At 61.6% G+C, this 24,891-nt stretch carries 20 protein-coding genes; 15 read left to right on the plus strand and 5 right to left on the minus strand.

What is annotated here, in order from left to right; all coding sequences use genetic code 11:
- Positions 1 to 6 precede the first annotated feature (6 nt).
- The 5 genes from G7009_RS07190 (at position 7) to gcvH (ending at position 5,944) form a co-directional block, all read left to right on the plus strand.
- On the plus strand, positions 7 to 1,224 hold the full coding sequence (locus tag G7009_RS07190) for a 2-octaprenyl-3-methyl-6-methoxy-1,4-benzoquinol hydroxylase (RefSeq protein WP_181129498.1): 1,218 nt from the start codon (positions 7 to 9) through the stop codon (positions 1,222 to 1,224).
- A gap of 102 nt (positions 1,225 to 1,326) precedes the next feature.
- Entirely contained in the window at positions 1,327 to 2,328 is a 1,002-nt protein-coding gene (locus G7009_RS07195; RefSeq protein WP_181129223.1) for an extracellular solute-binding protein, read from the plus strand.
- Between the two features lie 364 nt (positions 2,329 to 2,692).
- Positions 2,693 to 4,306: an ABC transporter permease gene (locus G7009_RS07200; protein WP_181129224.1), complete on the plus strand. Its 1,614-nt coding sequence runs from the start codon at positions 2,693 to 2,695 to the stop codon at positions 4,304 to 4,306.
- A 123-nt stretch (positions 4,307 to 4,429) separates the two neighbouring features.
- Complete coding sequence (gene gcvT, locus G7009_RS07205) at positions 4,430 to 5,512, plus strand: glycine cleavage system aminomethyltransferase GcvT (protein ID WP_181129225.1); 1,083 nt, start codon at positions 4,430 to 4,432, stop codon at positions 5,510 to 5,512.
- Between the two features lie 48 nt (positions 5,513 to 5,560).
- Positions 5,561 to 5,944 (plus strand): glycine cleavage system protein GcvH, encoded by a 384-nt coding sequence (gene gcvH, locus G7009_RS07210; protein ID WP_181129226.1) that lies wholly within the window; start codon positions 5,561 to 5,563, stop codon positions 5,942 to 5,944.
- 430 nt (positions 5,945 to 6,374) lie between these two features.
- Here the strand turns inward: gcvH and G7009_RS07215 are convergent, their stop codons facing one another.
- The 3 genes from G7009_RS07215 to G7009_RS07225 form a co-directional block, all read right to left on the minus strand.
- Entirely contained in the window at positions 6,375 to 6,689 is a 315-nt protein-coding gene (locus tag G7009_RS07215) for a DUF2388 domain-containing protein (protein WP_181129227.1), read from the minus strand.
- 93 nt (positions 6,690 to 6,782) lie between these two features.
- Positions 6,783 to 8,450 carry a GspE/PulE family protein gene (locus G7009_RS07220; RefSeq protein WP_181129228.1) on the minus strand — a complete coding sequence of 556 codons (1,668 nt, stop codon included), beginning with the start codon at positions 8,448 to 8,450 and terminating at the stop codon, positions 6,783 to 6,785.
- Positions 8,451 to 8,541: 91 nt separating this feature from the next.
- Positions 8,542 to 8,889: a hypothetical protein gene (locus tag G7009_RS07225; RefSeq protein WP_181129229.1), complete on the minus strand. Its 348-nt coding sequence runs from the start codon at positions 8,887 to 8,889 to the stop codon at positions 8,542 to 8,544.
- A gap of 125 nt (positions 8,890 to 9,014) precedes the next feature.
- On the opposite strand from G7009_RS07225, the gene G7009_RS07230 reads away from it, so the two are divergent.
- A complete protein-coding gene (locus G7009_RS07230) occupies positions 9,015 to 9,485 on the plus strand; it encodes an Lrp/AsnC family transcriptional regulator (RefSeq protein WP_181129230.1) in 471 nt (156 codons plus the stop codon).
- Here the strand turns inward: G7009_RS07230 and G7009_RS07235 are convergent.
- Positions 9,474 to 10,853, minus strand: a complete 1,380-nt coding sequence (locus G7009_RS07235; RefSeq protein ID WP_181129231.1) for a CYTH domain-containing protein — start codon at positions 10,851 to 10,853, stop codon at positions 9,474 to 9,476. The two genes, G7009_RS07230 and G7009_RS07235, sit on opposite strands and share 12 nt — an antisense overlap.
- A 126-nt stretch (positions 10,854 to 10,979) precedes the next feature.
- On the opposite strand from G7009_RS07235, the gene argE reads away from it, so the two are divergent.
- Together argE and argA are read left to right on the plus strand one after the other, a co-directional pair.
- A complete protein-coding gene (gene argE / locus G7009_RS07240) occupies positions 10,980 to 12,137 on the plus strand; it encodes an acetylornithine deacetylase (protein ID WP_181129232.1) in 1,158 nt (385 codons plus the stop codon).
- Between the two features lie 115 nt (positions 12,138 to 12,252).
- Positions 12,253 to 13,551, plus strand: coding sequence for an amino-acid N-acetyltransferase (gene argA / locus G7009_RS07245; protein WP_181129233.1), 1,299 nt, complete (start codon positions 12,253 to 12,255; stop codon positions 13,549 to 13,551).
- A gap of 559 nt (positions 13,552 to 14,110) precedes the next feature.
- On the opposite strand, the gene G7009_RS07250 is transcribed toward argA, so the two are convergent.
- On the minus strand, positions 14,111 to 15,487 hold the full coding sequence (locus G7009_RS07250) for a glutamine synthetase family protein (protein WP_181129234.1): 1,377 nt from the start codon (positions 15,485 to 15,487) through the stop codon (positions 14,111 to 14,113).
- Between the two features lie 668 nt (positions 15,488 to 16,155).
- Between G7009_RS07250 and G7009_RS07255 the strand changes: the two genes are divergently transcribed.
- The 7 genes from G7009_RS07255 (at position 16,156) to G7009_RS07285 (ending at position 24,448) form a co-directional block, all read left to right on the plus strand.
- A complete protein-coding gene (locus G7009_RS07255; RefSeq protein WP_181129235.1) occupies positions 16,156 to 17,514 on the plus strand; it encodes a glutamine synthetase family protein in 1,359 nt (452 codons plus the stop codon).
- 48 nt (positions 17,515 to 17,562) lie between these two features.
- Positions 17,563 to 18,924 (plus strand): aspartate aminotransferase family protein, encoded by a 1,362-nt coding sequence (locus G7009_RS07260; protein WP_181129236.1) that lies wholly within the window; start codon positions 17,563 to 17,565, stop codon positions 18,922 to 18,924.
- Between the two features lie 168 nt (positions 18,925 to 19,092).
- Entirely contained in the window at positions 19,093 to 20,190 is a 1,098-nt protein-coding gene (locus G7009_RS07265; protein WP_181129237.1) for a polyamine ABC transporter substrate-binding protein, read from the plus strand.
- Positions 20,191 to 20,348: 158 nt separating this feature from the next.
- Complete coding sequence (locus G7009_RS07270; protein ID WP_181129238.1) at positions 20,349 to 21,443, plus strand: polyamine ABC transporter substrate-binding protein; 1,095 nt, start codon at positions 20,349 to 20,351, stop codon at positions 21,441 to 21,443.
- Positions 21,444 to 21,498: 55 nt separating this feature from the next.
- Positions 21,499 to 22,641, plus strand: coding sequence for a polyamine ABC transporter ATP-binding protein (potA, locus tag G7009_RS07275; RefSeq protein WP_181129239.1), 1,143 nt, complete (start codon positions 21,499 to 21,501; stop codon positions 22,639 to 22,641).
- Positions 22,642 to 22,676: 35 nt separating this feature from the next.
- On the plus strand, positions 22,677 to 23,558 hold the full coding sequence (locus tag G7009_RS07280) for an ABC transporter permease subunit (RefSeq protein ID WP_181129499.1): 882 nt from the start codon (positions 22,677 to 22,679) through the stop codon (positions 23,556 to 23,558).
- Positions 23,555 to 24,448 (plus strand): ABC transporter permease subunit, encoded by an 894-nt coding sequence (locus G7009_RS07285; RefSeq protein ID WP_181129240.1) that lies wholly within the window; start codon positions 23,555 to 23,557, stop codon positions 24,446 to 24,448. Before G7009_RS07280 ends, G7009_RS07285 begins: the two co-directional genes overlap by 4 nt.
- The last annotated feature ends 443 nt before the right edge of the window (positions 24,449 to 24,891 follow it).

The raw sequence follows: 24,891 nt of genomic DNA on the forward strand, positions 1-24,891 counted from the left end.
ATGGAAATACGCGCAGATCTGTTGATTGTCGGTGCCGGTATGGTCGGCAGCGCCCTGGCGTTGGCCTTGCGCCACAGCGGCCTGGAAGTCCTGTTGCTCGACGGCGGCCCGTTGTCGGTCAAGCCGTTCGATGCCGGCGCGCCTTTCGATCCGAGGGTCAGCGCCCTGTCAGGAGCCAGCCAGCGTATCCTCGACCGGCTCGGCGCCTGGGACGGCATCGCCAGGCGGCGGGCCAGTCCCTATTCGGAGATGTGCGTGTGGGACGGCAGCGGCACCGGTCAGATCGACTTCTCGGCGGCCAGCGTGCACGCGCAAGTGCTTGGCCATATCGTCGAGAACCGCGTGATCCAGGACGGTTTGCTGGAGCGACTGCACGACAGCGATATCGGCCTGTTGGCCAATGCCCGTCTGGAACAGATGCGCCGCTCCGGCGACGAGTGGCTGGTGATGCTGGCCGACGGCCGTCGCTTACGCGCGCCCCTGGTGATTGCCGCGGATGGTGCGCAGTCGGCGGTACGCCGTCTGACCGGCTTTGAAACCCGGGAATGGGACTACCTGCATCACGCCATCGTCACCAGTGTCCGTTGTGCCAGGCCGCACCGGGCGACCGCCTGGCAGCGCTTCACCGACGAGGGCCCGCTGGCCTTCCTGCCGTTGGTGCGCGACGGTGGGCAGCAGTGGTGTTCCATCGTCTGGTCGACGACGCCGGAACAGGCAGAGAAAGCCATGGCGCTGGATGATCAGAGCTTCTGCGAAGCATTGGAACGCGCCTTCGAGGGCCGTCTGGGCCAGGTCCTGGAGGCAGACCCGCGTGTCTGTGTGCCGCTGCGCCAGCGGCATGCCAAGCGTTATGTGGAAGAGGGTCTGGCGTTGATTGGCGATGCCGCGCATACCATTCATCCTCTTGCCGGGCAGGGCGTCAACCTCGGCTTCCTCGATGCCGCCGTGCTGGCCGAGGAGCTGCAGCGGGCCTGTGACCGCGGCGAACGCTTGGCCGACGCGCGCGTGCTGAGCCGCTATGAACGCCGGCGCATGCCTCACAACTTGGCGCTGATGGCCGCGATGGAAGGTTTCGAGCGGTTGTTCCAGGCCGATCCACTGCCGCTGCGCTGGTTGCGCAATACTGGGCTGAAGTGGGTAGATCGGTTGCCTGAAGCCAAGGCGCTGTTCGTGCGCCAGGCCTTGGGCTTGAGTGGCGACCTGCCGGAACTGGCGCGCCCCTGAGGCTGCTGCAACATCCGGTAACGGCTAAGAGAGCGAATCGGTTTGAGCCGCCAAATGGTATTAACTACCATTTGCGCCTCTCAATTCACCGAGGACCGCACCATGTTGTCACGCAAGCACCTACTGGCCGCCCTGGCCCTGACGCTATCGAGCGGCATCGCCAGCGCCGCCGACGAAGTGGTGGTGTATTCCTCGCGCATCGACGAGCTGATCAAGCCGGTGTTCGATGCGTATACGGCCAAGACCGGGGTGAAGATCAAGTTCATCACCGACAAGGAAGCCCCATTGATGCAGCGCATCAAGGCCGAGGGCGAGAATGGCGTTGCCGACCTGCTGCTCACGGTCGATGCTGGCAACCTCTGGCAGGCCGAGCGGATGGGTATCCTGCAGCCGATCCAGTCGGACGTCATCGACCGGAACATCCCGCCCCAGTACCGCGCCACGTCTCATGCGTGGACCGGCCTGAGCCTGCGTGCGCGGACCATCGCCTATGCCACCGACCGGGTCGAGCCGCAGGACCTGAGCACCTACGAGGCGCTGGCCGACAAGCAATGGGAAGGACGTCTGTGCCTGCGAACCGGCAAGAAAGTCTACAACCAGTCGCTGACCGCTACCCTGATCGAGAACCACGGCGAGCAGAAGACCGAGGAGATCATCAAGGGCTGGGTCAACAACCTGTCCACGGACGTGTTCTCCGATGACACCGCGGTGCTCCAGGCCATCGAGGCGGGACAGTGCGACGTCGGTATCGTCAACACCTATTACTACGGCCGCCTGCACAAGGCGCAGCCGAGCCTGCCGATCAAGCTGTTCTGGCCCAACCAGGCCGACCGTGGGGTGCATGTCAATCTGTCGGGCATCGGCCTAACCCAGCATGCGCCGCATCCGCAAGCCGCCAGGGCGCTGGTGGAATGGATGACCGGTGAGGAGGCGCAAAAGCTGTTCGCCGACATCAACCAGGAGTTCCCGGCCAACTCCAAGGTCGAGCCTTCCTCGGAAGTCGCGGCCTGGGGCACGTTCAAGGCAGACAGCATTCCGGTCGAAGTCGCCGGCAAACGCCAGGCCGAGGCGATCCGCCTGATGGATCGGGCGGGGTGGAACTGAGCCTCGGGCTTCATCCTTGTTGATAGCATCGGGTCGACGATTGCTGTGGCCTGATACGTCCATGCGAGTCAGTTAGGAAAAGCATTCGATTTTCCACATGTCGCAGCTTATTTTCTGCGCCTGAGACCTCCTGTGAAGCTGCTGGCCTCATCGCGGGACAAGCCCGCTCGCCACCGATGAGCGGTGCAATGAAGACTTGTTCCCGGTGGCGAGCGGGCTTGCCCCGCGATGAGGCCAGCAGCTTCACAGCGGACCTTATAAGCCAAAAATAAACCTCAGCATTTGCAAGCGAAATGCTTTTCTTAATCGACTGACATCATGGTAAAGCCGCGATGCCGTCTATCGCCACGCAGAGACCCCTTCCTTGTACGCACGCCGTTGGTACCTCCCGGTTTTCTCCATCGCCGCCCTGGTGCTCCTGCCCCTGAGCGTATTGTTGCTGTCCTGGCAAAGCATCGATCTACAGATCTGGTCACACCTGCTCGAGACGCAGATGGGTCGCCTGCTGGGCAATACCCTCACTCTGGTACTGGGCGTGGGCGTCGGCGTGACGGTACTAGGGGTCAGCCTGGCATGGCTGACCAGCCTGTGCGAGTTTCCTGGCCGACGTTGGCTGGATTGGGCACTGATGCTGCCGTTCGCGATTCCCGCCTACGTACTGGCATTCGTCTTTGTCGGGCTGCTGGACTTCGCGGGGCCGGTGCAGAGTGCGCTGCGTGAAGTATTCGGGCCCATGCGCCTGCCGCGAGTGCGCTCCACTGGCGGAGTGATCATCGTCCTGGTGCTGGTGTTCTATCCCTATGTCTATCTGCTGGCGCGCACAGCCTTCCTGGCCCAGGGCAAGGGGTTGATGGAGGCAGCGCGGGTGCTCGGGCTGTCGCCGCTGCAGGCCTTCTGGCGGGTAGCCTTGCCCATGGCGCGACCAGCGATCGGCGCGGGCATTGCCCTGGCGCTGATGGAAACTCTGGCCGATTTCGGCGCGGTGGCGGTATTCAACTTCGACACCTTCACCACGGCGATCTACAAGACCTGGTACGGCTTCTTCAGCCTGTCCAGCGCGACGCAACTGGCCAGCCTGTTGCTGCTCGCGGTGATGCTGGTGCTATATGGCGAGCGCCGAGCCCGTGGCGCAACGCGCAGTGGCAACGAGCGCCCTCGGGGAGCTGCGCTTTATCACCTACGTGGCATCAAGGCGGCGGCGGCCAGTGGCTGGTGCCTGCTGGTCTTCGCCTGCGCCTTCGTCATTCCACTCACGCAGTTGCTGGTCTGGTTCTGGCAGCGTGGACGCTTCGATCTCGATGAACGCTACACCGGGTTGATCCTGCACACGCTCTACCTGGGCGCCATGGCGGCACTGGTGACGGTCTGCGTCGCGCTGGTGCTTGCATTCGCCCGACGCCAGGCGCCCGTGCGGGCCATCCGTGCCGGCGTCGGTATCGCCAACCTGGGCTACGCCCTGCCGGGCTCGGTGCTGGCGGTGGCGATCATGCTGGCGTTCAGTTACCTCGACAACCATTTGGTGGTGCCGTTATCGACCTGGCTTGGCGCAGCAGGCAAGCCGCTCTTGCTGGGCAGCCTGTCGGCCTTGATGCTGGCCTACCTGGTGCGCTTCATCGCGGTGGCCTACGGCCCGTTGGAGAGCAGCCTCGAGCGTATTCGTCCCTCGTTGCCGGAGGCCTCGCGCAGCCTGGGTATCGGCGGGCCGAGATTGTTCTTCAAGGTCTACCTGCCCTTGCTGGTCCCGGGTGCCCTGAGCGCCGCGCTGCTGGTGTTCGTCGATGTCCTCAAGGAGATGCCGGCGACCCTGCTCATGCGCCCGTTCGGTTGGGACACCCTGGCCGTGCGGGTCTTCGAAATGACCAGTGAAGGCGAGTGGGCTCGCGCCTCGTTGCCGGCGCTCACACTCATCCTGGTCGGCCTGCTGCCGGTCATCGGGTTGATACGGCGCTCGGGGCGACGCCCGAGTCATAGTCACTAAGGATGCCAGGCCGCGCCCCTTGAGGCTACAATGCGCGGCAATCGCTGCGGCGGGTCCTATACGGCAGGTGGCAGAGGGACGCCACCAAAAGCCGCCGCTTCGCACGTCCGGAAGGAGAAACCCATGGGACAGCGTACGCCTCTTTATGACCTGCACCTGGCGCTCGGCGCCAAGATGGTCGATTTTGGCGGTTGGGACATGCCCCTGCATTACGGCTCGCAAGTCGAAGAGCACCATCAGGTGCGCAAGGACTGCGGCGTGTTCGATGTATCCCACATGACCGTGATCGATGTCGGTGGCCGTGACGCCATGCCCTGGCTGCAGCACGTGCTGGCCAACAATATCGCGCGGCTGGATGGCCTGGGCAGGGCGCTTTACAGCCCAATGCTCAACGAGCAGGGTGGGGTCGTGGACGACTTGATCGCCTATCGTACCGACGCTGGCTACAGGCTGGTGACCAACGCTGCAAGCCGCGACAGGGTGCTGGCCTGGTTGAAGGTACGCAGTGCCGGTTTCGATGTCGGCATCGAAGAGCAGGCACAGTTGGCGATCCTCGCCGTCCAGGGCCCTCATGCCCGCGAACGGGTGGCTGAGCTGGTCAGCGCCGCCCGTGCGACATTGATCCGCGAGCTGCACTCGTTCGAAGGTTTCGCCGATGGCGACTGGTTCATCGCTCGCACCGGCTACACCGGTGAAGACGGCCTGGAAATCATTCTGCCAGGACATCAGGCGCCGGCTTTCTTCAACGATCTGGTCGGTGCCGGCATTGCGCCAAGTGGCCTGGGCGCTCGTGACACGTTGCGTCTGGAAGCCGGGATGAACCTCTACGGCCAGGATATTGACGAACGACATACGCCCCTGACCTCCAACCTTGGCTGGAGCGTTGCCTGGGAGCCGGTCGAGCGCGAATTCATGGGGCGCACCGGCTTGCTGGCGGAAATCGAGCATGGCGTGCAGGACAAATTGGTCGGCCTGGTCCTTGAGGAACGTGGTGTATTGCGTGCCCACCAGGTGGTACGGGTCGCCGGGATTGGCGAAGGTGAGATCACCAGTGGTAGCTTCTCTCCTACGTTGAGCAAATCCATTGCCCTGGCGCGTGTACCGATGGCTACTGGCGACCGTGCCGAAGTGGAAATCCGTGGCAAGTGGTATCCGGTGCGGGTGGTCAAGCCGACTTTCGTGCGCCATGGCAAAATCCTGATCTAATCCAATTTCCGGCGGACCGACCGCTGACCCAATCGAGGACACACCAATATGAGCAATATCCCCGCCGAACTGCGTTACGCCGAAAGCCATGAGTGGGCGCGCCTTGAAGCCGATGGCAGCGTGACCGTAGGCATCAGCGACCATGCCCAGGAAGCCCTGGGTGACGTCGTGTTCGTCGAGCTGGCGGAAGTGGGCAAGGTGTTCGCTGCAGGCGACGCGGCCGGTGTGGTCGAGTCGGTCAAGGCCGCTTCGGACATCTATGCGCCTGTGAGTGGCGAGGTCATCGCCGTCAACGAGGCGCTGGGGGATGCTCCGGAACAGCTGAATGAACAGCCTTACGATGCCTGGATCTTCAAGCTCAAGCCGAGCAATCCTGCGGAGTTGGAGGCTTTGAAAGATGCTGCCGGCTACAAGGCTGCCATCGGCGAATAAGATTTTGTCAGGTTTTTGATTTGCATAACGGCAGCCATGCGGCTGCCGTGGCTTTTCCAGCGGTCTTGAGATCAAGCGCCGCATGGGCGGTGCTCGACCTTACCTCCAGTCATGCACCCGGCTGCCCTTATGCATTTCGCTCAGCGGTCCTTGCGCAATCAACCCCTAACTCTAATGCCATTCAGTTAAGGGAAGTAGTCGGTTCAAATGCGGACGCTTGGCCTCCGGCTTCGAGTTCTTTAGTGCTGCTGCTGGCCTATCGTGGGACAAGCCCGCTCGCCACCGGTGCACGGTGTTTCCGGTGGCGAGCGGGCTTGTCCCGCGATAGGCCAGCAGCATCAATAAAAAACTCAGAAGCCAAACAAGAACTCCAGCCAACGAAATTTGCTGGCTTTTCCTTAAGTGGCCAGCATTGCCTTCAATCCCCGACTCACTCGGCTACGGCATTCTTCGCCAGGATAGCATTGGCCAGATCCATATCGCTGGCCTGCAAGCCTGGGTTGTCAGCGCGTACCTTGTGCATCGCCGCTTCCAGATAAGGCCCACGGATCTGTCCCTGACTGGCGACATAGCTGCCCGCGTCATCCTGGGCGGCAATGATCATCTTGTGATCCTTGAACGTCAGGTAGGTCGATGCCGTGGTCGCGCCGGACGAGATGATGTCGCGCCAGAAGCTATCGGCCATGGCGGTGCCGAGAGGCAGGGAGAGCAAGGCGGTAGCCGCGATGGCGGTTTTGAGACGCATGATGATCACCTCGACTGGCGACAATTGTTCGTGAACGATTTGATTCCGGGCTCGGGAAGCAAGTTCCCGCGTCTCCCCGGCATATTCGTGGTGTCAGCTACAGACCCGCAGCACTTCCTCGAGTGTGGTCTGGCCACTGGCGACCTTGTCCTCGCCATATTGGCGCAGGCCGCGCATTCCCTCGGCCATGGCCTGTTGACGCAACACGTTCAGGTCTGTGCCGGAGGATATCTTGGCACGCAGACCGTCGCTCAGCACAAGCAGTTCGAACAGACCTGTACGGCCATGGAAACCAGTGCTTCTACAGTCCTGGCAAGCCCCCTGGCCCAGGCACGCCTGGCAGCGCGTTCGTATCAGGCGCTGAGCCATGACGCCCAGCAGGGTGGCCTTGAGCAGGTAATCGGCGATACCTAACTCTTGCAGACGGGTAATGGCGCCGCAGGCGTCGTTGGTGTGCAGCGTGGACAGCACCAGATGGCCGGTCAGCGCGGCCTGGACCGCTACCTGCGCTGTTTCGTGATCGCGGATCTCACCGATCATGATGATGTCCGGGTCCTGACGTAGCAAGGCACGAACGCCGCTGGCGAAGTCCAGGTCTATGCCGGGCTGGACCTGTAGCTGATTGAAGGACGGATCAAGTCGCTCGATGGGGTCCTCGATGGTACAGAGATTCACTTGCGGCGTGGCCAGTCGCTTGAGGCTGGCATAGAGGGTACTGGTCTTGCCCGAACCGGTCGGTCCGGTGACCAGGATGATGCCCTGGCGCTGGCTCAACAGGCTCGTCCAGCTCTCCAGCAATGGGCCGTCGAGTCCCAACCGATCGAAACCCTGGTGTAACTGGTTAGGGTCGAACAGGCGCAGTACCAGCTTCTCGCCGAACGGTGTCGGCAGGCTCGACAATCGCAGTTCGACCTCCCGGCCATTGGGCAGTCGACTGTTCAGGCGACCATCCTGCGGACGGCGCTTTTCGGCCACGTTCATGCGAGCCAGATGCTTGAGACGGCTGACCAGTGCGAGGGTAACGCTGACTGGGAAAGCGTAAACGGCGTGCAGCAGCCCATCGATGCGGTAACGCAGGTGGCCCTGATCGCGCCGTGGCTCGAGATGGATATCGCTGGCGCGCTGTTCGATGGCGTATTGCACTACCCAATCGACGATATGCACGATATGAGCATCCTCCGCGCGGGTTTCCATCTGCCGCTTTCCCAGCTCCAGCAGCTGTTCCAGCTCGCCCAGATGAGTCCCTTGCTGGTGACTGGCGCGTTGGACCGAGTGCGCCAGCCGGAACAGGCTCTGGCCCAGTTGACGAATCCGCAATGGGCTGGCCAAGACGCGGCGGATCGGTTTGCGCAGGCTGTGCGCCAGGTCAGCTTCCCAGTCCCGCTGGTAAGGCTGGGCGCTGGCGATGGTGACGCCCGTGGCATCCGCTGCCACCGCGAGGATGCCATGGCGCTGGGCAAAGGCGGCAGACATCAGGCCAGTGACTTCGGCAAGGTCCACTTGCATCGGATCAATGCGCAGATAGGGTTGGCCTACCTTGTTCGCCAGCCATTGACACAAGCAGTCCAGATCGAGCTGTCGCCCAGGGTCCTGACGGTCCGCCAGCCCCAGGCCTGCGATCAGTTCCAGCGGATGGCCGTCCGCTGCGCGGGCGGAATGTTCCAGCACGCGCGAGGCGTCCGTGGCGCAAAGGCGTTGGTCCGCCTGCAGCTGGTCGAGCAGGGATTTGAGATCGAGCCTGCGGTCGTCGTGAGTATGCATGGCAGCATCCTTGCCAGTCCGATGGACATGCAAGGCTAGACATGGCTGGGCGATAGCGTCGCGGACAACGGTTACCGGATCTTGCCAGGGCTCATGGCGCCGCGATGCCGCTCAGTCGCGGCCGTACTTCGTTGAGCGCAGGCTGGCTTTCAAGGGTGACTTCGTCCACGCAGATCAGGTTGCGCAGTTTCTGGGCGATCACTTCGGCACGATGCCAGCTGAGGCCCGCAACGCCGATCTGGACTTCCAGCCAATCGTCCTGCTGGCTTACCTGCACGCTGTGCGGGGTGAGGAACTGCAACGCGAACAGATTGAGCACGCGGCACAGACTGTCGGGCTCGACTTCGACCCGCAGCTGGTAGCGGGCATTGCTGTGCGCATTGCCGGCGGCCCAGGTGTCGGTACGAAGCGGGGTGTCAGGGCGTTCGAGTACGTTCATGCGGACCTCCATAAAGATGGAGGCATTCTGTCAGCTCCAACGAGGTTTTTTTTCGCTATGATCTGCCTGTTTTCATTAGATTCTGAATAGATCAACTCGATAATGATGGCTTTGGAGAATCATTCATGCAAAGCGAGCTGGACGTCTACGACCGACGCATCCTGGAGTTGCTGCAAGAGGACGCTTCGCTTTCCAGTGCCCAGGTCGCCGAGCGGGTCGGCCTGTCGCAGTCGCCTTGCTGGCGGCGCATCCAGAGATTGAAGGATGAAGGGATAATTCGCGCCCAGGTCACGTTGCTGGACCGCAAGAAGATCGGGCTCGATACGCAGATATTTGCCGAAGTGAAACTCAACGCCCACGGTCGCTCCAACTTCACCGAGTTCACGGAAGCGATCCGCGGTTTTCCGGAAGTGCTGGAGTGCCATGTGCTGATGGGATCGGTGGACTTTCTGCTACGGATCGTCACCCCGGACATCGAAGCCTACGAACGTTTCTTCTTCGAAAAGCTATCCAATGTGCCGGGGATCCAGGAGGTCAATTCGATCGTGGCGTTGTCCGAGATCAAGTCCACGACCAGTCTTCCCTTAACGCGTTGAGGCGGGTTTGAGCAGCTGTTTCCAGGCCGGGCTCTGGGCCATGACCAGTACCTGCTGAACGCGCGCCTCCAGCGATTCGTCACTGATTGGCTGGTTGGCCAGTTGGTGCAGCTTGTTCAGCTCGCCGAACAGGCGGTCCAGTTGCGGGACCTCCAGTACCTGACGCGCATGGTGCAGCCATGCCTGGATGCGCTCGATGCGAGGCAGCTGCTCCGCCAGGTCTTCGGGTTGCTGCTGGTACAGCGGCAGCTTCAGGTCGCGGGCTTCGTCGCTCAGTTCGTGGGCAAGCCAGTTGGCGAGTTGTGCCTGACCCTGACGTTCGCCGCGCTTGTTGCGGTCGAGGGTCCAGGCACGGGCCAGCAGCCAGCGCGAAGTCTCCAGGGAGAACTGGCCCCAGCGGACGTCTTCGAGCTCTTCGGCGAACTGCTCCGGTGCCGCGCGGCGAATGTCTTCGTCATCGTTACCGGCCAGCACCAGAGGACGCCAATCTTCCAGCAAGGCGTCGAGGCTGGTGCGCAGGGCGCGGGTGGTGGCGCGAGGCCCCGCCTGGCCCAGGCTGTTGGCGAGGGCGCGCAGCTCCGAAAGGCATTCGACCCAGTCCTGCAGCAGGCGCCAGTGGCCATTGAAGCGGTACTGTTCGGCCAGCCGCTGGCTGCTGCCCAGCAGTTGCCAGGCCAGGGCCGAAAACGCATCGTCCACCGACATTTCCGGATCCAGGCCGACGCTTGGCAGGCCCAATGAGTAACTGTCGGCGTCGAGCAGGCGATAACCGCGCTCTGCCTTGCTGATGTCACAAGGCATCAAGGGCAGGCTCGCGGCCAGTTCGGCGGCCAGCTCCAGCAAGGCTTGCGGATCGCCCTCGCGCAGCTCCAGCTCCAGCTCGCAGATCGCTTCCTTGCGCTTGCCGGCGCTCACGGTGCCTTGATCCAGCGCCGCTTCGATCACCACCTTGGCTTTGCCGCGGCCCCAGGAAATCTCGGCGTACTCACGCGTGAAATCGGTGGTGAACAGCGGCTTGATGGTCTTCTTGTCGAGCTCGGCCAATTGCTCTGGCCAGCAGGTGGCATCGAGCTTCTTCAGATCGAGCTTCGCCTTCTCCAGCTGCCATTCGTACTCGTTGCGCTCGGACAGCCCGGCTACGCTTTGGCCGCGGCACTTGAGGGTCTGGATGATGACTTCACCGTCCCGACGCAGGCGTAGCGCGACCTTGGCGGCCGACAGGTCGCGTTCAGGGGTGTCGAAGTACTGATTGAGCAGCTCGCGGGTCTGCCAGCCGGACTTGTTGCGCTTCTTCAGCAGAGGGTGCTCGCGCAGGGCGGCTAGGGTCTCGCGGCTGGCGCGGAGTTTGAGTTCGGTTTCTTTGTGCATCGCTGGGTGATCCAGGCTCGAAGGACGGTGCGTCTAGGCAGCCCAGTGTACAGGAGTCGGCCGCCAACGGTTTATTCCCGGTGCCGTAAGGTCCTATGATGGGCAACGACCTCGAGGAGAACGCGCATGCCGCTGCCGTCGCTTAAAGACCAGTTCGCCGCCCTGATCGCCGCGCCTTCGGTCAGTTGTACCCAGCCTTCGCTGGACCAGTCCAACCGCACGGTGATCGATTTGTTGGCCGGCTGGCTGGGCGATCTCGGATTCGCCTGTGAAGTCCAGCAGGTGACGCCGGGCAAGTTCAACCTCCTGGCCAGCCGCGGCAGCGGGCCTGGTGGCCTGGTGCTGGCCGGTCACAGCGATACGGTGCCCTACGACCCGCAGCTATGGAAAAGCGATCCCCTCAAGCTCACCGAGGCGGACGGTCGCTGGATCGGCTTGGGCAGTTGTGACATGAAGGGCTTCTTTGCGCTGGTCATCGAGGCTGTCAGGCCGTTGCTCGAGCATGATTTCAAGCAGCCCCTGCTGATCCTGGCGACCTGCGACGAAGAAAGCTCGATGTCGGGTGCCCGTGCGCTCGCCGAGGCCGGTAGGCCCCTGGGTCGTGCGGCGGTCATCGGCGAGCCGACGGGGCTCAAGCCGATTCGCATGCACAAGGGCATCCTGATGGATCGCATCGAGATTCTCGGCCGTAGCGGCCATTCGTCGGACCCGAGCCTGGGACGCAGCGCCCTGGAAGCCATGCACGCGGTGATGGCCGAGCTGATGGGGCTACGCCGGGAATGGCAGCAGGTCTATCGCAATCCGCAGTTCGGTGTGCCTTCGCCCACCCTCAACTTCGGTTGCATTCATGGTGGCGACAACCCCAACCGCATTTGCGGCCAGTGCTCCCTGGAATTCGACCTGCGCCCGCTGCCAGGCATGGACCCCGAACAATTACGAGACGCCATTCGTCATAAACTCACGCCGCTGGCCGAGCGGCATGAGGTTCGGATCGACTACGCGCCGCTGTTCCCTGATGTGCCGCCTTTCGAGCAGGATGGCGATGCCGAACTTGTGCAACTGGCCGAACGTCTCACCGGACATCGCGCCGAAGCCGTGGCCTTCGGTACCGAAGCCCCTTATTTTCAGCGTCTCGGCTGCGAGACTCTGGTGCTGGGTCCGGGTGACATCGCTTGTGCCCACCAGCCCGACGAGTATCTGGAAATGTCACGCATCGAGCCAACCGTGCGTCTATTGCGTGAATTGATCCAGCATTACTGCCTCGGTTCGCCAATCAGCCGCTGAACCCAACCGTCTATCACCCAAGGAGGTTGCCGTGACGCCAAGCCTGCTCCGACGATAACCCTTCGAGCGCTGTGAGCCTTTCCGTTCTTGTCCATTTTCCCTACAGGCCCTGTTCATGCCCGAATACGTCAATTGGCTGCGTCATGCTTCCCCTTATATCAACGCCCACCGCGATTGCACTTTCGTGGTCATGTTGCCCGGCGATGGGGTCGAGCACCCCAACTTCGGCAATATCGTCCATGACCTGGTGCTGCTGCACAGTCTCGGCGTGAGGCTGGTGCTGGTCCACGGCTCGCGGCCGCAGATCGAAAGCCGCCTGGCTGCCCGCGGGCTGACGCCGCATTACCATCGCGGCATGCGCATTACCGACGCTGCGACCCTGGATTGCGTGATCGACGCGGTGGGCCATTTGCGTATCGCCATCGAGGCACGCCTGTCGATGGACATGGCCGCCTCGCCGATGCAGGGTTCGCGCCTGCGCGTCGCCTCCGGCAACCTGGTGACCGCGCGGCCGCTGGGTGTGCTTGAAGGGGTGGACTATCACCATACCGGCGAGGTACGCCGAGTCGATCGCCGGGGTATCAATCGTCTGCTCGACGAGCGATCCATCGTGCTCTTGTCATCCTTGGGGTATTCCCCGACCGGCGAGATCTTCAACCTGGCCTGTGAAGACGTGGCCACGCGCGCCGCGATCGACCTGGGCGCCGACAAGCTGCTGCTGTTCGGCGCCGAATCCGGGCTGATGGACGAAAACGGCAAGCTGGTACGTGAGTTGCGCCCCCAGCAGGTGCCAGCGCACCTGGCGCGTCTGGGCAGCGACTACCAGGGCGAACTGCTGGATGCCGCCGCGCAGGCCTGCAAGGGCGGTGTCGCCCGCAGTCATATCGTCAGCTACGCCGAAAATGGAGCGCTGCTCACCGAGCTGTTCACCCGCGATGGCGGGGGCACACTGGTGGCGCAGGAGCAGTTCGAGATTGTTCGGGAAGCCACGATCGAGGACGTCGGCGGTTTGCTCGAGCTGATCAGCCCGCTCGAGGAACAAGGCATCCTGGTGCGCCGCTCACGCGAGGTGCTGGAGCGCGAGATCGAGCAGTTCAGCGTGGTCGAGCGCGATGGGATGATCATCGCCTGTGCCGCGCTTTACCCGATTGCCGAGTCCGAGGCGGGTGAGCTGGCGTGCCTGGCGGTCAATCCGGAGTATCGTCACGGTGGGCGAGGGGATGACCTTTTGGAGCGTATCGAAAGCCGTGCGCGACAGCTGGGGTTGAACACCCTGTTCGTGCTCACGACGCGTACCGCGCACTGGTTCCGCGAGCGTGGTTTCGTTCCTAGCGGAGTGGAGCGTCTACCGGCGGCGCGGGCTTCGCTGTACAACTACCAGCGTAATTCGAAGATCTTCGAGAAGGGTATCTGAGCTTCTGGGAGAAACGACGGGAGTGTGATTATCGTCGGGTGCATGTCTTGGATGGTGTAGCGTTCTTTAGATCGAGCGCCGCTTGCGCTGCGCTTCGCGGGCAAGCCCGCTCCCACTGGTCGGGCGCTGCTTGTGTGGAAACCCGCTTCCGCCGGTCGGGCGCTGCTTGTGTGGGAACCCGCTCCCACTGGTCGGGCGCTACTTGTGTGGAAACCCGCTCCCGCCGGTCGAGCGCTGCTTGTGTGGGAACCCGCTCCCACCGGTCGGGCGCTGCTTGTGTGGGAACCCGCTCCCGCCGGTCGGGCGTGCTTGTGTGGTAACCCGCTCCCACCGGTCGGGCGCTGCTTGTGTGGTAACCCGCTCCCACTGATCGGGCGTGCTTTTGTGGGAGCGGGCTTGCCCGCGAAGCGCAGCGCAAGCGGCGCTCGATCTAAAGAGCACTATGCACTCAAGACCTACGCCCGGTAACCATGGCGCACCAGAGACAACATCTCGCAACCCAAACAAAAACGCCGTCGATCATGACGGCGTTTTCATTTACACGATATGCAGATACCAGTTACACGGTATGCAGATACCAGTTGTACTCAAGGTCCGAGATCGAGTGCTCGAACTCCTCCAGCTCACTCTCCTTGCACGCGACGAAGATGTCGATGTACTTCGGATCGATGTACTTGTTGAGGATCTCGCTGTCGTCCAGCGTGCGCAGCGCATCGCGCAGGTTGTTCGGCAGGCTCTGCTCCAGCTGTTCGTAGGAGTTGCCCTCGATCGGCGTACCCGGGTCGATCTTGTTGGTCAGACCATGGTGAACGCCCGCCAGGACCGCCGCCATCATCAGGTACGGGTTGGCGTCCGCTCCCGCCACGCGATGCTCGAGGCGTACGGCGTCCGGCGTGCCGGTCGGAACGCGCAGGGCCACGGTACGGTTGTCCAGGCCCCAGCTTGGTGCGTTCGGCACGTAGAACTGCGCGCCGAAGCGACGGTAGGAGTTCACGTTCGGGCAAAGGAAGGCCATGGAGGCGGGCAGGGTCTCGAGCACACCGCCGATCGCGTTGCGTAACGCGGCGTTCTGCTCGGGATCCTCGCTGGTGAAGATGTTGTGACCATCCTTGTCCAGCACGGAAATATGTACATGCAGGCCATTGCCCGCCTGGCCCGGATAGGGCTTGGCCATGAAGGTGGTGTCCATCTCATGGTCGTAGGCGATGTTCTTGATCAGGCGCTTGAGCAGCACTGCATAGTCGCAGGCCTTGAGCGGATCAGGGACGTGGTGCAGGTTGACTTCGAACTGGGCCGGAGCACTTTCCTTGACGATGGCATCGGCCGGAATGCCCTGTTCCTTGGCACCTTCGAGAATGTCCTGGAGGCAGTCGGCGTATTCGTCCAGGTCATCGATCAGGTAGACCTGGGTCGATTGCGGACGCTTTCCCGAGATCGGCGAGCGTGGCGGCTGCGGACGGCCATTCACGTTCTCCTGGTCGATCAGGTAGAACTCGAGCTCGAAGGCTGCGCAGATGGTCAGGCCCAGGTCATCGAACTTGCTCACTACCTGACGCAGGACTTCACGCGGGTCGGCGAAGAACGGGGTGCCTTCGATTTCGTGCATGGTCATCAGCAGCTGCGCGGTCGGGCGCTTCTGCCAAGGCTCGTTGCACAGGGTGTCCGGGATCGGATAGCAGATGCGGTCAGCATCGCCGATGTCCAGGCCCAGACCCGTGCTCTCTACGGTCGAGCCGTTGATGTCCAGGGCAAAGAGGGAGGCAGGCAGGTTGATGCCTTTCTCGTAAACCTTGTGGAGGCTGGTGCGCTCGATGCGCTTGCCGCGCACCACACCATTCATATCTGCAATCAGAAGGTCAACGTAGAGAACCTCAGGATGTTCCTTAAGGAACGCGTTCGCTTCGTTAAGCTGAACGGCACGCGGGGGTACCGACATGATGCAACACCTTTGTTGTTAAAAATATCAATCAAACGAGGATCGCAAGCTCAGTCAAACGGAAAGCAGTCACTAAGTCAAGCGAGCCTCATGATGCCCTAAAACGGCATGCAAGCGGCATTTTTGCCGCAATTTAGGGCGTCAGCATGCCCAGCGGCTCTCTTACTGTAGGCGACTCTGCTTGGCCGTATGGTATTTTTTACAGAGGTGTTGTGTAAAAAAATGAACAAGGCTAAGCTCGGCAACAACCCATAACAGTAATAATACCGGGGGTTGCATGTTTCGCCTGCCGCTACCTGAAAGCACCGTCCGCCTTGATCAGCCCGGCCATTTTCCTGCTCGCCGCATGGCATTCGGGCAGCTCGCTCCAAGCCCCGACACACTGGCCACAATAATTGACGGTCAGCAGTTTGCCTTCTCATTCCGTAGCGGTTTACTGCACGCCTTCGCTTCATCCTGCCCTCCTGTTTCACCCAAGAATCGCCCCGTTGACGTGGATCCATCGCCATTGCGCGTGGGGCGCTTTGCTTTCGTCATGAGCACGATCCAGAATTACTGCGAGGGTCTGTCCAGGCCCTCCCGGTCATACATGACCAAAACCGACCGACGCCAGGCGTCCGCAGCGCCCGGCTTTCGCCAGCCGGGTCAAATTACCTCCTGAGGTATTTATGAGTAACAACCTCGACCAGCTCACCGATTGGTTGAAAGAGCACAAGATCACCGAAGTCGAATGCCTCATCAGCGACTTGACGGGCATCACCCGCGGCAAGATTTCGCCGACCAACAAGTTCATCGCCGAAAAGGGCATGCGCCTGCCCGAGAGCGTATTGCTGCAGACCGTGACCGGCGACTACGTCGACGACGACATCTATTACGAACTGCTCGATCCGGCCGACATCGACATGATCTGCCGTCCCGACGAAAACGCAGTGTTTCTGGTGCCCTGGGCGATCGAACCCACTGCCCAGGTGATTCACGACACCTACGACAAGAAGGGCAACCCTGTCGAGCTGTCGCCGCGCAACGTGCTCAAGAAGGTGCTCAAGCTCTACGCCGAGAAAGGCTGGCAACCGATCGTGGCGCCGGAGATGGAGTTCTACCTGACCAAGCGTTGCGAAGACCCCGATTTCCCGCTGCAGCCGCCCGTCGGACGCTCCGGGCGCCCTGAAACGGGCCGTCAGTCCTTCTCCATCGAGGCGGCGAACGAATTCGACCCGCTCTTCGAAGATGTCTACGACTGGTGCGAACTGCAGAACCTGGACCTCGATACCCTGATCCACGAAGACGGCACCGCGCAGATGGAGATCAACTTCCGTCACGGCAATGCCCTGCACCTGGCCGATCAGATCCTGATCTTCAAGCGCACCATGCGCGAGGCGGCGCTCAAGCACAACGTCGCCGCGACCTTCATGGCCAAGCCCATGACCGGTGAGCCCGGCAGCGCCATGCACCTGCACCAGAGCATCATCGACGTTCAGACCGGCAAGAACATCTTCTCCAACGAAGATGGCAGCATGAGTGAACTGTTCCTGCATCACATCGGTGGCCTGCAGAAGTACATCCCCGTGGTACTGCCGCTGTTCGCGCCCAACGTCAACTCGTTCCGCCGTTTCCTGCCGGATACCTCGGCACCGGTGAATGTCGAGTGGGGTGAAGAAAACCGCACCGTCGGCCTGCGTGTGCCGGATGCCGGCCCGCAGAACCGCCGTGTCGAGAACCGCCTGCCGGGCGCGGACGCCAACCCTTACCTGGCCATCGCGGCCAGCCTGCTGTGCGGCTACATCGGCATGGTCGAAGGCATCGAAGCCAGCGCGCCGGTACAGGGACGTGGCTACGAACGCCGCAACCTGCGCTTGCCCCTGACCATCGAGGACGCCTTGGAGCGTATGGAGAACTGCCAGGCCCTGGAGAAATACCTTGGCCGGAAATTCATTGCCGGCTACGTGGCCACCAAGCGTGCCGAACACGAAAACTTCAAACGTGTAATCAGCTCCTGGGAGCGCGAGTTCCTGCTGTTTGCAGTCTGATCAACCCTGGAGTCGCGCGAACGCGGCTGTCGGACAACGGAGAAGCACATGAGCGTCAACAACCCGCAAACCCGTGAATGGCAAACCTTGAGTGGAGACCATCACCTGGCGCCCTTCAGCGACTACAAGCAGTTGAAGGAAAAGGGTCCACGTATCATCACCAAGGCCCAAGGCGTGCATTTGTGGGACAGCGAAGGCCACAAGATCCTCGACGGCATGGCCGGCCTGTGGTGCGTGGCAGTCGGCTATGGCCGTGAAGAACTGGTGCGGGCGGCAGAAAAGCAGATGCGCGAGCTGCCTTATTACAACCTGTTCTTCCAGACCGCTCATCCTCCAGCGCTGGAGCTGGCCAAGGCCATCACCGAGATCGCGCCCAAGGGCATGAGCCATGTGTTCTTCACCAGCTCGGGTTCCGAAGGCAACGACACCGTGCTGCGCATGGTCCGTCACTACTGGACGCTCAAGGGCAAGCCTGAAAAGCAGGTAATCATCGGCCGAGTCAACGGTTATCACGGCTCTACCGTGGCCGGCGCCAGCCTGGGCGGCATGAGCGGCATGCACGAGCAGGGCGGTCTGCCGATCCCGGGTATCGTGCATATCCCTCAGCCTTACTGGTTCGGCGAAGGCGGTGACATGACGCCCGATGAGTTCGGTGTCTGGGCCGCCGAGCAGTTGGAGAAGAAGATTCTCGAAGTCGGCGAGGACCAGATCGCGGCGTTCATCGCCGAACCGATCCAGGGTGCCGGCGGGGTGATCATCCCGCCTGACACCTACTGGCCGAAGATCAAAGAGATTCTGGCTCGCTACGACATTCTGTTCGTCGCCGACGAGGTCATCTGCGGCTTCGGTCGTACCGGCGAGTGGTTCGGCTCCGACTATTACGATCTCGAACCGGACCTGATGACCATCGCCAAGGGCCTGACCTCTGGGTATATCCCCATGGGCGGCGTGATCGTGCGTGATCGCGTGGCCAAGGTGCTCAGCGAAGGTGGCGACTTCAACCACGGCTTCACCTATTCCGGCCATCCGGTGGCTGCGGCGGTCGGCCTGGAAAACCTGCGCATCCTGCGCGACGAGAAGATCGTCGAGCGGGCGAAGATGGAAACGGCACCCTATTTGCAGAAACGACTTCGCGAGCTCGAACAGCATCCTTTGGTGGGAGAGGTTCGGGGCCTGGGCCTGCTTGGCGCCATCGAGCTGGTCAAGGACAAGCAGAGTCGCAGCCGTCATGAAGGCAAGGGCGTAGGCATGATCTGCCGGCAGTTCTGCTTCGAGAACGGCCTGGTGATGCGCGCCGTGGGCGACACGATGATCATCGCGCCACCGCTGGTGATCACGCGTGAAGAGATCGACGAGTTGGTGGAAAAGGCCCGTAAATGCCTGGACCTGACCCTGGAAGCGATCAATTGACCGCCTGCTAGGATAGCGTGGTGACATTAAGCGGCTATCACGGCGCGCTTTCCTTGAAAGAGCGCCTTGTAACTTGCCAGACTAGCGACTGTTCCAGTCGCCCGGCGCGTGTACCGTGGGGCCCGACTGCTCAACAGAAGGCTTAAGAAAACTCCAGGAGCTTTACGCATGAAGAAATTTGGCAAGACGTTGCTGGCCACTGCCCTGATGGGCATGATGGCCACTGCTGTTCAGGCGAAGGACGAGGTCCTGCACGTCTACAACTGGTCGGACTATATCGCCCCTGACACCATCGCCAAGTTCGAGAAGCAATCGGGCATCAAGGTCGTCTATGACGTCTTCGACAGCAACGAGACACTCGAAGCCAAGCTGCTCGCGGGCAAGTCGGGCTACGACATCGTCGTGCCCTCGAACAACTTCCTGGCCAAGCAGATCAAGGCGGGCGTCTACCAGGAGCTGGATCAGTCCAAGCTGCCGAAATGGAAGAACCTCGACACCGACCTGCTCAAGGCCGTTGGCGACGCCAGCGACCCGGGTAACAAGCACGCCTTCCCGTACATGTGGGGTTCCATCGGCATCGGTTACAACCCGGAAAAGGTCAAGGCCGCGCTGGGCATCGACAAGATCGATTCCTGGGACGTGGTCTTCAAGCCGGAGAATATCGAGAAGCTCAAGAGCTGCGGCGTAAGCTTCCTCGACGCACCGACCGAAATGATTCCGGCGGCGCTGCACTACCTGGGCAAGCCGACCAACAGCAAGGACAAGGCTGACCTGAAGGCGGCCGAAGAGCTGTTCATGAAGGTCCGTCCATCCGTTGCCTACTTCCACTCGTCCAAATACATCTCCGATCTGGCCAACGGCAATATCTGCGTCGCCGTCGGCTACTCGGGCGACCTGGAACAGTCCAAGGCACGTGCCCACGAGGCCGGCGACAAGGTCAAGCTCGCCTACAGCATTCCGAAGGAAGGCGCCGGTACCTTCTATGACATGGTTGCCATTCCAAGGGACGCCGAAAACGTCGAAGCCGCCTACAAGTTCATGGATTTCCTGATGCAGCCGGAGATCATGGCCGAGATCACCAACGCCGTGCGCTTCCCCAATGGCAACAAGACAGCCACTCCACTGGTGGACAAGGAAATCACCAGCGATCCGAGCATCTACCCATCGGACGAAGTGAAGAAACAGCTGTATGCGATCAGCGACCTGGATGCAGGCACCCTGCGTCTGATCACCCGCAGCTGGACCAAGATCAAGTCGGGCAAGTAACGCCGGCGTGAACCCTCTGGGCCTGAGACTGCCGGCCCAGAGGGTCTGTTTGGCAAATTCGTTTGCGACATCGAGGCAGCGAAGGTAAGTTGCGCGCCGGTTTTGCGTGTGCGGCAGCCACCTGTCGCCATCACGGGCACAATTGTGAGGACCACCACTTGTCTATTTCCGTATTTCGCAAGGCCATGCTGGCTGGAGCGGGTTTGACGTTGGCCATCAGCGTCCAAGCGGCGCCCACGGTGCACATCTACAACTGGTCGGACTACATCGGTTCTTCCACCCTCGCGGATTTCGAGAAAGACACCGGCATCAAGCCGTTGTATGACGTCTTCGATTCCAACGAAACCCTGGAAGGCAAGCTGCTGGCCGGTCGCACCGGCTACGACGTGGTCGTGCCCTCCAACCATTTCCTCGGCAAGCAGATCAAGGCGGGCGCGTTCCAGAAGATCGACCGCAGCCTGCTGCCCAATTATGCAAACCTCGATCCGGCACTGATGAAGCGCCTCGAGAAGAACGACCCGGGCAACCTGTACGCCGTGCCCTATCTGTGGGGCACCAACGGCATCGGCTATAACGTCGACAAGGTCAAGGCTGTGCTGGGCGTCGACACCATCGACTCCTGGGCCATGCTGTTCGAGCCGGAAAACATCAAGAAGCTTTCGCAATGCGGCGTGGCCTTCCTCGACTCGGGAGACGAAATGCTGCCGGCGGTGCTCAACTACATGGGCCTCGATCCCAACAGCACCAACCCCAAGGATTATCAGGCCGCGGAGAAGAAGCTTCTCGCCGTACGTCCCTACGTGACCTACTTCCACTCGTCCAAGTACATCTCCGACCTGGCCAATGGCGACATCTGCGTGGCCGCCGGTTTCTCCGGCGACGTATTCCAGGCCAAGGCGCGTGCGGAAGAAGCCGGCAAGGGTGTGAACCTGGCCTATGCCATCCCCAAGGAAGGCGGCAACCTCTGGTTCGACCTCTTGGCGATCCCCAAGGATGCCAGCAACGCCAAGCAGGCCCATGCCTTCATCAATTATCTGCTGAAACCCGAGGTGATCGCTCAGGTCAGTGATTACGTCGGTTACGCCAACCCCAACCCCAAGGCTGGCGACCTGATGGACCAGGCCGTAAGGACCGACCCCGCGGTATACCCACCGCAAGCCGTGCTGGATAAAACGTTCGTCAACTCGGAGTTGCCGCCCAAGATTCAGCGCCTGATGACCCGTAGCTGGACCAAGATCAAGTCGGGCAAGTAACTATTCAGGCCCGCCGGCAGGGGCGGGCTCATAAATCTTGTTGGGAGTTTCACTCATGGCAGTTGCCTCCGGTGCCTATAAGAAAACCCTCGAGGAGGGCCAGCAGCTTAAGCAGGTGCTGGTCAAGATCGAGCGGGTCACGAAGAAGTTCGATGAAACCGTGGCCGTGGACGATGTGTCCCTGGAAATCCGCAAGGGCGAGATCTTCGCGCTGCTGGGCGGGTCGGGGTCGGGCAAGTCGACCTTGCTGCGCATGCTTGCCGGTTTCGAGCGCCCTACCGAGGGACGCATCTTCCTCGATGGCGTCGACATCACCGACATGCCGCCCTACGAGCGGCCGATCAACATGATGTTCCAGTCCTATGCGCTGTTCCCGCACATGACCGTCGCGCAGAACATCGCCTTCGGCCTGCAGCAGGACAGGATGCCCAAGGCCGAGATCGAGGCTCGCGTAGCCGAAATGCTCAAGCTGGTGCACATGACCCAGTACGCCAAGCGCAAGCCGCATCAGCTCTCCGGTGGCCAGCGCCAGCGGGTTGCCCTGGCGCGCTCGCTGGCCAAACGGCCCAAGCTGCTGTTGCTCGACGAGCCGATGGGGGCACTGGACAAGAAACTGCGTTCGCAGATGCAGCTGGAATTGGTCGAGATCATCGAGCGGGTCGGTGTGACCTGCGTAATGGTCACCCACGACCAGGAAGAGGCCATGACCATGGCCCAGCGGATCGCCATCATGCACCTGGGCTGGATCGCCCAGATCGGCAGTCCGGTCGATGTGTACGAGACCCCTACCAGCCGCCTGGTCTGCGAGTTCATCGGTAACGTCAACCTGTTCGAAGGTGAGGTGGTCGACGATGCCGAAGGCCATGCGCTGATCGCCAGCCCCGAGCTCGAGCGCAGCATCTTCGTCGGCCACGGTGTCACCACCTCGGTCGAGGACAAGAGCATCACCTACGCGCTGCGTCCGGAGAAACTGCTGGTCACCACCGAGCAGCCTGCCTACGAATACAACTGGTCGCGCGGCAAGGTCCACGACATCGCCTACCTGGGTGGCCATTCGGTGTTCTACGTCGAGCTGCCGAGCGGCAAGATCGTCCAGTCGTTCGTGGCCAACGCCGAGCGCCAGGGTGCCAGGCCTACCTGGGGTGACCAGGTATACGTCTGGTGGGAAGACGACAGCGGCGTGGTATTGCGTTCATGAAAGTCCGCAAGCTCAAGCGAGCCTTCCAGCGCCTGGTGCCGGAGGGACGGCACGTGGTGATCGGCGTGCCGTTCATCTGGCTGTTCCTGTTCTTCATGCTGCCGTTCTTCATCGTCCTGAAGATCAGCTTCGCCGAAGCCGACGTCGCGATCCCGCCTTACACCGAGATCTACACCTATGTCGAAGACAAGATCCAGCTGATCCTCAACCTGGCCAACTATGGCCTGTTGACCGAAGACGAGCTCTACATCTCGGCCTATCTGGGCTCGTTGAAGATGGCGTTCGTCAGTACCGTGCTGTGCCTGGTGATCGGCTACCCGATGGCGTACGCCATCGCCAATGCCCGCAAGGACATCCAGACCGTCCTGCTGTTGCTGATCATGATGCCGACCTGGACGGCGATCCTGATCCGCGTCTATGCCTGGATGGGCATTCTCAGCAATAACGGTCTGCTCAACAGCTTCTTGATGTGGCTAGGACTGATCGACCAACCCTTGCAGATCCTCAATACCAACCTGGCGGTCTACATCGGCGTGGTCTACTCATACCTGCCGTTCATGATCCTTCCGCTCTTCGCAAACCTGGTCAAGCACGACCAGACCTTGCTCGAAGCCGCGTCTGACCTGGGTTCCAGCACGTTCAACAGCTTCTGGAAGATCACCGTGCCGCTGTCGAAGAACGGCATCGTCGCCGGCTGCATGCTGGTGTTCATCCCGGTGGTCGGCGAGTTCGTGATTCCTGAACTGCTTGGCGGCCCGGAAACCCTGATGATCGGTAAAGTGCTGTGGCAGGAATTCTTCAACAACCGTGACTGGCCGGTAGCATCCGCGCTGGCGGTGGTGATGCTGGCGATCCTGATCGTGCCCATCCTGCTGTTCAACCGTAGCCAGGCCAAAGAGATGGAGGACAGGGCATGAAACGTTTCGGTTTCTCCAAGCTGATGCTGGTCCTGGGCTTGCTGTTCATCTACCTGCCGATGGTGATCCTCGTCATCTATTCGTTCAACGCCTCCAAGCTGGTGACGGTCTGGGGGGGCTGGTCGGTGAAGTGGTACGTCGGCCTGCTCGACAACAGCCAACTGATGGGCTCGGTGATGCGCTCGCTAGAGATCGCCCTGTACACCGCGATCGCCGCTGTAGCGCTGGGCACCCTGGCGGCCTTCGTGCTGACCCGAGTGACGCGCTTCAAGGGCCGGACCCTGTTCGGTGGCCTGGTCACCGCGCCTCTGGTCATGCCCGAGGTGATCACGGGTCTGTCGCTGTTGCTGCTGTTCGTGGCCATGGCGCAGATGATCGGCTGGCCGCAGGAGCGTGGCATCGTCACCATCTGGATCGCCCACACCACCTTCTGTGCCGCCTACGTGGCGGTCGTGGTCTCGGCGCGCCTGCGCGAACTGGACCTGTCCATCGAAGAGGCCGCCATGGACCTGGGGGCGCGACCGTGGAAAGTGTTCTTCCTGATTACCATCCCGATGATCGCGCCATCGCTGGCGGCGGGCGGCATGATGTCCTTCGCCTTGTCGCTGGACGATCTGGTATTGGCCAGTTTCGTGTCCGGCCCGGGGTCGACCACCTTGCCGATGGAGGTGTTCTCCGCCGTGCGCCTGGGTGTGAAGCCTGAGATCAACGCCGTGGCCAGCCTGATCCTGCTGTCGGTATCCTTGGTCACCTTCATGGTCTGGTTCTTCAGCCGCCGTGCCGAGATGCGCCGTCGTCGTGCGATCCAGCAGGCGATCGAGGAAAGCGCCGCCGGCAACTGGAAGCAGCCCGAGGGCAAACGTCCGGCGGCAGCCTCGACGCCGGTCTGACCCTTCGACCACCGCGGGCGTCTGTCCGTGGTGGTTATCCTTTCTGCGCGGTCTTTCAAGGCCGACGCGGCATTCTTGACCTGTACAAGCCATGCGTATCCACGGCTACCGAGTCGTTTGGTCAGCCTGTATTGCCAGGCGAGTCCTTCGGCCTCGCCTGGCCATCGGTATGCGGTGTAGCGAAGACAAGCGCTTGGTGGTGAGCGGGCTTGCCCCGCGATCGAGGCCGAAGGCCTCGCCTGGCCATCGGTATGCGGTGTAGCGAAGACAAGCGCTTGGTGGTGAGCGGGCTTGCCCCGCGATCGAGGCCGAAGGCCTCGCCTGGCCAACGGTATGCGATGTAGCGAAGACAAGCACTCGGTGGCGAGCGGGCTTGCCCCGCGATCGAGGCCGAAGGCCTCGCCTGGCCACCGGTATGCGGTGTAGCGAAGACAAGCACTCGG

The sequence above is a fragment of the Pseudomonas capeferrum genome (assembly GCF_013523055.1).
GTDB lineage: Bacteria > Pseudomonadota > Gammaproteobacteria > Pseudomonadales > Pseudomonadaceae > Aquipseudomonas > Aquipseudomonas capeferrum_A.